The sequence below is a fragment of the Pseudomonas sp. E1MeOHC2 genome, from assembly GCF_058745025.1.
Window position 1 is genome coordinate 912,165 of the sequence record NZ_CP196675.1, and the last position, 13,128, is coordinate 925,292.

At 62.9% G+C, this 13,128-nt stretch carries 1 protein-coding gene; it reads right to left on the reverse strand.

Features of this window, described 5'->3' with window-relative positions; translation table 11 throughout:
• Positions 1-28: 28 nt before the first annotated feature.
• Positions 29-13,126, reverse strand: a complete 13,098-nt coding sequence (locus tag ACSSU5_RS04070) for a non-ribosomal peptide synthetase (RefSeq protein WP_492560653.1) — start codon at positions 13,124-13,126, stop codon at positions 29-31.
• Between the last annotated feature and the right edge of the window lie 2 nt (positions 13,127-13,128).

Below are 13,128 nucleotides of genomic sequence, written 5' to 3' on the forward strand. Positions count from 1 at the left end.
AGATGCTTGAATCAACTGGAAGCTACCCTCACTCCACCATTGATCCCTCCTGGATCAACCGCACGGCCAGCCCTTCGATCACCTCAGAGGCCTTGAGGATGTCGTAATGGCCAGCGTCCACCTGGCAATGGACCGCGTCTCCGAGCACCTCGCCGGCGGCGTTCCCAGCCCACCAGCAATGCGCCACAGCCTTCGTCTGCGCAAGGCCGGCAAGCTGCTGCGACAGCGCTTTCAAGCGCATGGCCACGACGAAGGTGTGGGCAAGTTCGGCACTGTCGATTTCGGCATAGGCCGATTGCAGCGCCTGGGCCGAACGGATCTGCTCAATCACACCCTGCAAGTGAACGACGTCGCTGTCGGCAGAAACGCCAGGCACCGCCAAGTCGTCCTTGGCTACCCCCAGGATCACACTCAAGAAGCCCTGCAAATCCTGGCTCCAGTCGTCAGAGAACGGTTCGCTCGGGGCTGACGGAATGAAGCTGTCAACCAAACCCAGCAGTGCAACCTTCTGCCCCTGGCTCTCCAGTTCTTGGGTGACAAGGACCGCCAACGCCCCACCCAGTGACCACCCCGCCAACCGGTATGGCCCTTCGGGCTGCTTCTGGCGGATGTACTGCGCATAGTCGATCGCCATCGATTGCAGCGAATCGTCTTGCCACTCGCGGTCAAGCAACATGCGGCACTGGATACCGTAGACACTGCAATGCCCGTCCAGGCGGCGCGCCAGTGGCTCGTAATCGAACACCGTACCGAAGCCGGCATGCAGGCAGAACAGCGGTGTTGCCTGATCGACACGGGTGTTAAGTAACAGCAGTGGGTCAAGGCTTGCCTCATCGGCCGAATAGCCAGACAACTCAGCGATTGTCGGCTTGGCCATCACATCCCGCAGCTTCAACTCGATTGGCAGGTCAGCGTGGCTGCGTACTTTCGACAGCATTTTCAGCACGCGCAGTGAGTCGCCGCCCAGTTCAAAGAAGTTGTCGTCGATGCCCAGCGCCTCCACCCCCAGCACGTCTTGCCATATCTGCACCAATACCCGCTCGATACCGTTACGCGGCGCCAGACGTGCACGCTGCCCGTCCAGCTCAGGCGCTGGCAGCGCTTTACGGTCGATCTTGCCATTCGGGGTGAGGGGCATGGCCGTCAGCAGCACAAGCTGCGCGGGCACCATGTAGTCCGGCAGCTCGGCGCGCAAGGCCTCGCGCAACTGGCCAGGCGTCGTTACGCCTGTGCCGGTCACGACGTAACCTACCAGTTGCTTGCCCGTTGCCCCTTCCCGTGCAACCACGACCGCGTCCTTGACCTCGGGCAGATTGCGCAGGCGCGCTTCGATTTCACCCGGCTCAATGCGGAAACCGCGAATTTTCAGCTGGTTGTCCAAGCGCCCGATGAAATCGATCACCCCATCTGCGCGACGGCGTACGCGGTCACCGGTTCGGTACAGGCGTGCCCCCTGGCCGAATGGGTCGGCAACGAAGCGCTCGGCGCTAAGGGCTGCACGCTGATGGTAACCGCGTGCAACACCCTCCCCACCAATGTACAGCTCCCCAGCCACCCCATCGGGCAACGGGTTGAGGTCCTGGTCGAGCACATGCAGTGTGCGCTGGCCAACCCGCTCACCGATCGGCGCATACACCGCCGCGCAGGCCTGCTGCGCCGATACTTTCCACAGCAGCGGCGTGATCACGGTTTCGGTGGGGCCATACCCATTGGTCAGGTATTGAGGCTGCAAGGTGCGCTTGACCAACTCGAACAACGCATCAGGCACTGCATCGCCGCCGAAGCAGTAAATGCGCACAGGCGGTGCAGCCTGCTGCTGGCTTTCGGCGAACTCGGCCATTTGCTGCAGGTACGCCGGCGGGAAGCAGGCAATGTCGATGCGCTGCTCATGCAGCACCTGCAAGGTCTCCTCGGCAGTCCACAAGCGATTGTCACGCACGATCAGGCAACCGCCCGACGAGAGTGTCGACAGCCAGCGCTCCTGGGCACCATCGAAGGCGAACGACATGAAAAGCAATTCGCGGGTGGACGCGTCCATCTCGTAAAGCTGCGCAATGGCCTGGCAGTGCATACGGATCTGGCCATGGCTCACCGCGACGCCCTTCGGTTTGCCGGTAGAGCCCGAGGTGTAGATCAGGTAGGCAAGGTTGTCGTCCATCACCGAGACTTCAGGCACGCTCGCAACCTGCTCAGCCAACGCCAGTCGGTCCAGCGCCACGCAATGCTCCACCTCTGGGAATCGCTGACGCAAGCCGCTGCTGGTCAACAGCAGGTGCATGGCCGAATCCTCGACAATCCACTGCAAACGCTCTTGAGGATAATCAATGTCCAGCGGCACATAGGCAGCACCCGTCTTCATCACCGCGAGGAAGGCCACGATCACCTCGACGGACCGCTCCAGAGCGACCCCCACGGTGACTTCCGGACGGGCACCAAGGCCGATGAGATGATGAGCCAAACGGTTGGCACGGTCCTCCAGTTGCGCATAGCTCAACTGCTGGTCGGCGCAGATGACCGCCAGCGCATCGGGGCATGACTGCGCATGCCGGGCGATGAGCTGGGCCAGCCGAGGCGTATTCGGCTCGCTTGGCTGCAACAGATTGCGCTGAGCCGCTCGCTGCAGCTGTACGGCACTGAGCATTTCCAGACTGCCGATCGTGGCGTGCGGATCATCCAGCATCGCGCTCAGCAGGCACTCGAAACTGCTGCGGATGGCGTCGGTAGCCGCCTCGGTAAAGCGGCTACGCAGGTACATGAACTCCACCGAGAAGGTGTCATTCAAATGCACGGCCAGGTCCATCGCGTAGTTGGTGACGTCGCGATCATTGACCTCGCCAAACTGCAACGTACTGCTGCCGTCGCCCTGCAAGCGCTCACCCACCGGGTAGTTTTCAAAGACCAGGATGCTGTCGAACAACGGCTGCCCCGGACGACCCGCCCAGCGCTGCACGTTGGAAAGCGCAGCATGTTCGTGATCGCGCAGCTCCAGGTTGTAGCTCTGCAGTTGCTGCAACCAATCACTGACCTTTTGCGCAGGCTCCGGCGCCTGCACCACCGGCAAGGTGTTGATGAACAAGCCCAGCATCTCGTCGGCACCCGGCAGCGAGGCCGGGCGGCCGGCCACGGTCGCGCCGAAGCAGACCGTCTGTTGGCCGGTATAGCGCTGCAGCAACAGCAGCCAAGTCGCCTGCACGAGCGTATTGGGCGTCACGCGCAGACGCTGGGCACGTTCACGCAGGTACTCGGTGCGCTGGGCATCCCAATGCAAGTAGAGCGCGGCATGCCCTGTCAGCTCGCCAGAGGGCTTAGGTGCGATGTTGTCCGCCAACAGGGTCGGGCCTTCGAGCGCGCCAAGCTTGCTGCTCCAGAACGCCTCCAGCTGTGCCTGGGGCTGTCCATCGAGCCAACGGATGTAATCGCCGAACCGTCCTTTAGGGCTGTCGAAAGCCTTGCCATGGTAAGCCTGGAACACCTCTCCCAGCAGCCTGGCGTTACTCCAGCCGTCCATCAGAATGTGGTGGCGGGTCCAGATCAACTGCATGCGATGGTCGTCCAGGCGCACCAGGATGACCCGCATCAAGGGCGCCAACATCATGTCGAACGCTTCACCCGACTCTGCGGCGGCCAAGGCCTCCAAGGCCTCTTGCGTGACAGTGCGGTCGCGCCAGTCCAGCACGCGGATGGGCAAGTCCAGATGACGATGAACAATCTGCAGTGGCTGCGCCAAGTGTGCCGCCGACCAGAAGCCGGTACGCAAAATATCGTGACGCGCGATCACGAAATTCCACGCCTCGACGAACCGTTCGATCACCAGGCCTTCCACAGCCACCGACGTCTGGTTGATGTAGATCCCCCCTTCCGCTCCCTGCGCGCTGTAGAACAGCATGCCTTGCTGCATGGGCGACAACGGGTAGATGTCGCCGACCTGCAAGGCAGGGACTGGCAGGCTGTCCAGTTGCGCCTGGGTCAGGCCGGCCAATGGGAAGTCGGACGGTGTGACGCCTCGATGGTGCTCCTGGCAACAGTGAGCCACCAGTGCTCTCAGCTCCTCGGCATAGGCATCTGCCAGCCCACCGACGGTCGAGCGTTCGAACAGCTGCGAACTGAACGACCAGGCCAGCTCCAGTTCACCGCCGTACACCTGCCCGTTCACGGCCAGCAAGCTACCCAACGGGGCGCGCGCGTCGTGGCTTGCCCCGCCGTACTCCTTGGCCGGTACAAACAGCCCTGTTTGCTCATCGAAACTGGCGTCGAACTGGCCCAGGTAGTTGAACACGATCTCGCCCTGCGGCAGCGCAGCCAGCGTCTCAGCAGCCTCAGTACCACTCAGGTAGCGCAGCAGGCCATAGCCCAGCCCCTTGCTCGGCACGGCTCGCAGCTGTTCTTTGATGGTTTTGATCGAGCCAGCCAGATCGGCCTGCGGGCTGAGCTTGACGGGGTACATGCTGGTGAACCAGCCCACCGTACGGCTCAGGTCTACGTCATCGAACAGGTCTTCACGGCCATGACCTTCCAGGCGCACCAATACGTCACTACGCTGGGTCCAGCGGCTGACTACGCGTGCCAGGGCGGTTAGCAGCAGGTCGTTGATTTGCGTGCGGTAGGCCGCCGGGGCATCCTGCAGCAGTTGTCGCGTGGTTTCGCGGTCCAGGCGGGTGCTGACCGAGGTGGCGTGCTGCAACTGGTTGCCACCTTGTGGGTGATCGCAAGGCAATTCATCGCTGGCCCCTTGCAACTGGTTCTGCCAGTAGGTCAGTTCGGCCTGCAAGGGTTCGCCTGCAGCGTAGCGCTGCAAGTGCTCGGCCCACGTTTTGAACGCGCAGGTCTTGGACGGCAGGTTCACCGACTGCCCCTCGCTCAGCGACTGGTAGGCCTGCTGCAAGTCCTCCAGCAGCAACCGCCACGACACACCGTCCACCACCAAGTGGTGAATCACCAGCAGCAATCGCTGGCTGCCATCTGGCAGCCCGACCAGCAGCGCCCGTAGCAACGGGCCTTGCCCAAGGTCCAGACTGCGCTGCGCCTGCTCTGCGATATCGAGCAGGTCTTCTTCTGCGGCCAGTGTCCGCACCCAGACCAGGTCCTGCGCCGTATCAGCGCTGAACTCGGCCCGCCATGTCCCCACGACCTGCTCGAAGCGCATGCGCAGCGCATCGTGATGATCGAGCACCGCGCGCAACGCAGCCTGCAACTGCTCGGCGACAATAACCTCGCCTGGATGCAGCAATACCGACTGGTTCCAGTGATGCCGAGCGGGGATGTCCTCGTCGAAGAACCAGTGTTGAATCGGTGTCAGTGGCGACGAACCCGTCACCCGGCCTTGATCGATCGAAGTGCCGACGACACGTCGGGCAACCGCTGCCAGTTCCTGAACCGTCTGATGCTGGAACAGCTCCTTGGGCGAGAACTGGATACCGGCCTGACGGGCGCGGCTGACCACCTGCAGGGAAATGATCGAATCGCCACCCAGTTCGAAGAAGTTGTCGGTAACGCCAACCTGCTCCCGTTTCAGTACGCCCGCCCAAATCTCTGCCAACTGCTGCTCAAGCACGCCCTGCGGGGCCACATAGTCCTGTTGCGACTGATCGAGGTCGGCAGCCGGTAAGCGCTTGCGATCCAGCTTGCCACTTGGCGTCATCGGCATGTGCTGCATGATCACCAGGTAGGTCGGGATCATGTAGTCCGGCAGGCTGGCCTTCAGGTACTGCCTCAAGGAGGCACGCAGGTCGCTTTCGTCTTCGACCTCATCGTTGGGTACCACGTAGCCGCACAACTGTTTGCCTGCGGCCTGATCGATAGCGATCACGGCGGCCTCACGCACCTGCGGGTGCGCCTGCACATGCTGTTCGATCTCGCCCAGTTCAATGCGGAAACCGCGCACCTTCACCTGATGGTCTACGCGGCCACGGTAGGCAATTTCACCCTGCTCGTCGAAGTAACCCAGATCACCTGTGCGGTACAGCCGCCCCCCGCCGACTTCATCGAAGGGGTCGGGGATGAAGCGTTCAGCCGTCAGCGACGGACGCTGGTGGTAACAACGCGCCAGGCACCCGTCACCGCCAATGTACAGTTCACCGGCTACGCCAATCGCCGTCGGCGACAAACCGTCGTCCAACGCACGCATGACCCGCCCAGGCAATGCACGGCCAATCGGCACACCGCTGTCTGCCGCCGGGGCATGGGCCAGGCGCGAGCAGTCATAGGTGGTGGCAACCACCGTGGCTTCAGTCGGCCCGTAGGTGTTAAGCAACCGTACTGCCGGCGGGCCATCTGCCAGCCAGGCTTGCAGGCCATCGAGGGCCACGGCTTCGCCGCCGACATGGATCTGCTTCAATTGGCCATAGGCCTCAGGCTTGCGGCGATCGAGGGCCAGCAAGCGCCAATAGGCGGCAGGCAGGTCGGCGACGGTCACCCCATGCCGAATGATCTGCTGGCTGAAGGTGTCGGTATCCCAGAGCTGTTGATCGCGCATCACGATGCAAGCCCCCCGCGACAGTGGCGGGAAGAATTGCTCGATGAACCCGTCGAAACTAAACGTCGCGAACTGCAGCACGCGGTCTTCGGCTGACAGGCGCGAATAGCCACTGGCAACTTCGCAGAATACCGACAGCGCATGGTGAGCGATGGCTACACCCTTGGGCATGCCGGTGGAGCCCGAGGTGTAGATCACATACGCCAGGCTGTCTGCCGTGGCCTGTGTTTCCAGCGGCTGGGCACTGAGGTGCTCCAGCCACTGCCCGCCCTGCTCCAGGCCCACGCACGGCAAGCCGTCAGGAATTGGCAGGCGCGCCATGGACGCTGCGTCCGCCAGCAGCACGCCGATGCCACTGTCCTGAATCAGATAAGCCAACCGATCTTGCGGATAGTCCGGGTCCAAGGGCACATAGGCCGCACCGGCCTTGTGGATGGCAATCAAGGCTACAGCCAGCGCAAGCCCTCGTTCGGCAGCAATACCCACTAACGTGTTCGCTGCTACCCCTTGCGCCTGGAGCTTGCGCGCCAACTGGTTGGTGCGTCGATCCAGCTCGCGGTAGGTCAGTTGTTGGTCGTCGAACACCAGCGCCAGCGCATCCGGACGCTGGTGTGCCTGTGCTTCGATCAACTGGTGAGCGCACTTGCCGGTTAGCGCAACGGCTTCGCTGCGGTTCCACTCGTGGAGGATCTGCTGGCGCTCGGAACTGCCGAGCAGCGACAGCTCTCCCACCGCAGTGTTCGCATCCGCAATGAGCGCTTGCAGCAGGTTGTGCAAGTGATCGGACACCCGCTGAACACTGGCTTCGCTCCAGCTCGCACGGTCATAGCTGTATTGGATGGACAGTGTTTCCCCGAGCATGGCAGCCAGGGTCAGGGGGTAATTGGTCTTCTCACGGTGCGCAACCACGCCGAAACTCAGCCCCTGCGGCGCCCCTTCCTGAAGTGCCTGGGAAACCGGATAGTTCTCGAACACCATCAGGGTATCGAACAGCGCCTCGCCCCCAAGGCCTGCCCAGCGCTGAACCTCATTGAGCGGCGTGTGTTCGAACTCGCGCAGGGCCAGGTTGCTCGCCTGCACCTGTTCGATCCATTCGGCCACGCTCTGCTCCGAGCGGGGTGCACAAATGACCGGCAATGTATTGATGAACAGGCCGATCTGTTCCTCCACCCCCGGCAGCTCTGCAGGACGCCCGGCTACGGTGGCACCGAAACACACAGTGGATTGCCCGGTGTAGCGTTGCAGCAGAAGCAGCCACGCCGACTGGAGCAGCGTATTGACGGTCACCCGATTGGCTCGGGCAAACCCTTCGATGCGCTGGGTGAGTGCCTGATCGAACACCTGATGAAGTTCACCCTGGCCAGGCAGTTCTTGCTCCGACGCGTTACGCAGCACCTGAGCCAGCCGCGTCGGCTCTTCCAGGCTGGCCAGTTGGGCCTGCCAGAAGGTCTGGGCAGCACTCGCACTCTGCTGCTGCAGCCAGGCGATGTAATCGCGGTAGTGCACAGGCTGGGTGGCCAGCGTGTGGCCCGTGTAACGCTGCAACACTTCGCCCAGTAGCCGAGAGGTGCTCCAGCCATCCATGAGGATGTGATGATGGGTGCACATCAAGTGATGCCGATTGGTGTCTGTCCGTACCAGCACCAGACGCAACAAGGGCGCCTCGTCCAGCACGAAGCCCTGCTGCAGCTCGCTTTCGGCCAGCGCATTCAAGGCCGGTTCCAACGCCGGCTGGGCGCGCCAGTCAAGCGCGCTGAACGGCAGGGCAACCCGTTTGCGCACCACTTGCACTGCCTGGTTCAGTTCGCCCTGCCAGACGAAGCCGCTTCGCAGGATGTCATGGGCATCGAGCGCGGCCTGCCAGGCCTGCTTGAAGCGCTCCACGTCCAACCCGTCCACGTCGACGCGCAGTTGGTTGATGTAGCTGCCGGCTTCCTGCTCGTACAGCGTGTGGAACAGCATGCCTTGCTGCATCGGTGACAGCGGGTACACGTCGGCGATCTGCTCGGGCGGTACCGGCAGGCCATCCAGCTGCGCCTGGGTAAGCCCGGCCAACGGGAAGTCCGAAGGCGTGACACTGCGGTGCTGTGGCTGGCAGCAGTGAGCGATCAGTGCCTTGAGCTCTTCGGCATAGTCATCCGCCAGCCGCTCAATCGTCGCTTCATCAAATTGCTCCCGGCTGAAGTTCCAGCTCAGTTTCAGCTCACCGCCATAAACCTGCCCGTTAAGCGCCAGCAGGCTACCCAGAGGGGCCTGTGCATCCTGAGGGGCGCCGGCATACTCCTTGGCGGGTACGAACAACCCCGACTCATCGAAACTGCCATCGAACTGGCCCAGGTAGTTGAACACGATCTCACCCTGCGGCAACGCAGCCAGGGCCGCATTGGCCTCGGCACCGCCCAGGTAACGCAGCAGGCCGTAGCCCAGGCCTTTGTTCGGTACCGCGCGCAGTTGCTCCTTGATGGTCTTGATCGAACTCGCCACGTCAGCCTGAGGGCTGAGCTTGACCGGGTACATGCTGGTGAACCAACCCACCGTGCGGCTCAGGTCGATGCCATCGAACAGGTCTTCACGGCCGTGGCCTTCCAGGCGCACCAACACATCGCCTTGCTTGGTCCAGCGCCCGACCACGCGCGCCAGGGCGCTCAGCAGCAGGTCGTTGATCTGTGTGCGGTAGGCGGCGGGGGCGTCCTGCAACAGCTGGCGAGTGGTTTCCCGGTCCAGGCGGGTACTGACCGAAGCGGCATGGCATTGTTGGTTGCCCCCTTGCGGATGGTCGCAAGGCAAGGCATCGCTGGCGCCCTGCAACTGCGCCTGCCAGTAGCCCAGCTCGGCCTGCAGTTCGGCGCCTTGGGCGTAAGCTTGCATATGCTCTGCCCAGGCCTTGAACGCACTGGTCTTGGCCGGCAGCTTCAGCGCTTGCCCTGTACGCAGCGACTGGTAGGCCTGTTGCAAGTCTTCCAGCAGCACCCGCCACGACACACCGTCCACCGCCAGGTGGTGGATGACCAGCAACAGGCGCTGCTCACCCTCGGGCATCTCGACCAGCACGGCACGCAGCAAAGGGCCTTGTTCCAGGTTCAGGCTACGTTGTGCCTCATCGGCGACGCGATGCAACGCCTGTTCATCTGCACACGGCCTGACCCACAACAACGCGGTCGGTTCAGGGGCGCCGAAGGTGGCTTGCGCCCCGAAGCGCAGTCGCAGTGCGTCATGATGCTCGACCAGGGCCAGCAACGCGGCATTCAGGGGGTCTGCCAGCAGTGTTTCGCTGGGCGCCAGCAATACCGACTGGTTCCAGTGATGGGGCGCTGGCATCTTCGCCTCGAAGAACCAGTGCTGAATCGGTAGCAATGGCGTAGCACCCGTCACCAGCCCCTGATCGATGACGCTTTGGGACGCACGCCGGGCGACCGCTGCCAGCGCTTGCACGGTCTGGTTGAGGAACAGCTCTTTGGGGGTGAACTGGATGGCTTGCTGGCGCGCTCGGCTCACCACCTGCAGCGAGATGATCGAGTCGCCGCCCAGCTCGAAGAAGTTGTCGGTCAGGCCGACCTTCTCCAGCTTCAGTACATCGGCCCAGATCGCCGCGATTTGCTGTTCCAGCTCGCTTTGTGGCGCCACGTACTCGCCTTGCAGCAGGCTGGCGTCCGGTTGCGGCAGGGCCTTGCGGTCCAGCTTGCCGTTCGGCGTGACCGGCAGTTTGGCCAGCAGTAGCAAGTGCGCCGGGACCATGTAGTCCGGCAGACCGACCTTCAGGGCCTCACGCAGGCTGTCGCGCAACGCGGCCTCGTCTTGCGTACTGTCGGCTGGCACCACATAACCCACCAGCTGCTTGCCGCTTGGCCCGTCTTGGGCCAGCACCACCGCTTCCTGCACCGCTGGCAATTCCAGCAGGCGCGCTTCGATCTCGCCCAGTTCGATACGCAGCCCGCGGATCTTCACCTGGTGGTCGATACGCCCGGCGTAGTCGATGACGCCCTCGGCGTTGTAACGCGCCAGGTCGCCGGTGCGGTACAGGCGCCCGCCATTGTCGCTGAACGGGTCCGGCACAAAGCGCTCGGCAGTCAGCGCCGGGCGCTGGTGATAACCGCGCGCCAGACCTACACCGCCCAGGTACAGCTCGCCGGCACTGCCACGTACCGCCGGTTGCAGGCTGCCTTCGAGGATGTGGGTCTTGAGGTTGTCGATCGGCTGGCCGATCGGCACGCTGATGCTTTCGTCCGGGCGGCAGGTCCAGTGGGTAACGTCGATGGCCGCTTCGGTCGGGCCGTACAGGTTGTACAGGCCCGCTGCCGGCAGGCGCTGCAGGGTCTGGCGGGCCAGCTCGGCTGGCAATGCTTCACCACTGCACACCACGCGTTTGAGGCTGCGGCAGCTCTCCACCGCTTCGTGGGTCATGAACGCCTGCAGCATCGACGGCACGAAGTGCAAGGTGCTGATGGCGTACTGGTTGATGGTCTCGACCAGCAGCTGCGGGTCGCGGTGGGCGCCCGGCTGGGCCATGACCAGGCGCGCGCCGGTCATCAGCGGCCAGAAGAACTCCCACACCGACACGTCGAAGCTGAAAGGGGTTTTCTGCAGCACGCTGTCGCTGGCGTCCAGGCCGTAGGCCTTCTGCATCCACCACAGGCGGTTCACCAACGCCTGATGGCTATTGCCAGCGCCTTTCGGGCGCCCGGTGGAGCCGGAGGTGTAGATCACGTAGGCAAGGTTCAGCGGGGCTACGTCGATGTTCGGATTGGCATCGCTGTAGCCTTCGAGGTTTTCGCAATCCAGGTCCAGGCTGCACAGGCCAGCCGGGATCGGCAAGGCATCACGCAGGTGCGACTGGGTCAGCAGCAAGGCGATGCCGCTGTCCTCGAACATGTAGCTCAGGCGGTCCTGTGGGTACTCCGGGTCCAGCGGCACGTAGGCACCACCGGCTTTGACGATACCCAGCAAGCCGATGACCATCTCCAGGCTGCGCTCCATGGCGATGCCCACCAGCACGTCCGGGCCAACGCCCAGTTCACGCAACTTGTGCGCCAGCTGGTTGGCTTTACCGTTGAGTTCGGCGTAGCTCAGGGTCTGCTCACCGAACACCAACGCTGGGGCGCCCGGGGTGGCGAACACCTGGGCCTCGATCAGTTGGTGAATGCTGCGCTCGCCTGGGAACTCGGCTGCGGTGGCGTTCCAACCCTGCACCATCGCCTGCTGCTCTTGCGGGCTCAACAGAGGCAACTCAGCGACCTGCTGCGCAGGTTGGCGGACAATACCTTCCAGCAGGTTACGCCAATGCTGCGCCATGTGCTCAAGGGTTGAAGCCTCGAACAAATCGGTTGCGTAGGTCAGTGCGGCCTCGATCCCACCCGCGTGCTCGACGGTATCCAGCTTCAGGTCGAACTGTGCCGTGTCATTGCGCCAGGCCACCCCTTCGACCTCCAGGCCCGGCAAGCTGTGGCGCTCACCCTTGACCTGGGTCTGGTGGTTGTACATCACCTGGAACAAGGGGCTATGGCTCAAGCTCCGTTCAGGCTGCAAGGCTTCGACCAATTGCTCGAATGGCAGGTCTTGATGGGCCTGGGCACCCAGCACACGCTGTTTGATCTGCGCCAATAGGTCATTGAAGCTGACACCCGCAGCGAACTCGGCTCTGAGTACCTGTGTGTTGACGAAAAAGCCGATCAAGCGTTCCGTCTCCACCCGGTTGCGGTTGGCCACTGGCACACCCACACGAATGTCCGCCTGCCCCGTATACCGGTGCAACAGCACCTGGAAGCTCGCCAGCAACAGCATGAAAAGCGTCACCCCCTGCTGCTGCGCGCATTGCTTGAGCGAAGCGGCCAGCTCAGCCGGCACGCTGATGCCGACACAAGCACCGGCACCGCTCGGTACGACAGGGCGTGGTCGGTCGGTGTGCAATTCGAGGACCGGCTGCTCATCGCCCAGCTGCTCCTTCCAGTAGGCCAGCTGGCGCTCCTGCTCCCCAGCTTCCATCCAGCGACGCTGCCAGATGGCGTAGTCGGCATACTGGATGGGCAGCTCCGGCAGCGTGACCGCCTGGCCCTGGCTGTAGCCTTCATAAAGGCGCACGAGTTCTTCCACCATCACCGGCATGGACCAACCGTCGGAGACAATGTGGTGCAGGGTAACGGCCAGCACATGTTCGTGCTCCGCCAGGCGCAACAGCTTGACCCGTAACAGCGGCCCGTTAGCCAGGTCGAAAGGCTGACGCGCTTGGGCCTCGACCCAACCCCGAACGGCCTGCTCGTCTGCCTGCTCCTGTACTTCCAGCGACAGTTCGAAAGGTTGATCATCGTGCAGCCGTTGCACGGCCTGCTCACCCTCCAGGTGGAAGGTGGTGCGCAGCGTCTCATGACGAGCTATCAGCGTTTCGAAACTGCGCCGCAGTGCAGCCGTGTCCAGCTCACCCTTGAACTTCAAGGCAGTGGGAATGTTGTAGGCCGCGCTGTCCGGCTCCCATTGCCAAAGGAACCATTGGCGTTGCTGAGCATAGGAAAGCTCGCGGTTTTCTACCTCATGGCGCACCACCGGAATGGGCAACTGCGCAAGGCTGATGCCTTTGTCGGTCAGCTTCTCGAGAAAGAGCTTGCGCTGTGCAAGAGGCAGCCGAACGAAGCGCTGGACCAGGTCCGAATTTCTTTTATCCATGT

Bases quoted from the DNA above. Each gene is read 5' to 3' on its own strand.
- ACSSU5_RS04070 (WP_492560653.1), bottom strand. From the start codon at position 13,126: ATGGATAAAAGAAATTCGGACCTGGTCCAGCGCTTCGTTCGGCTGCCT.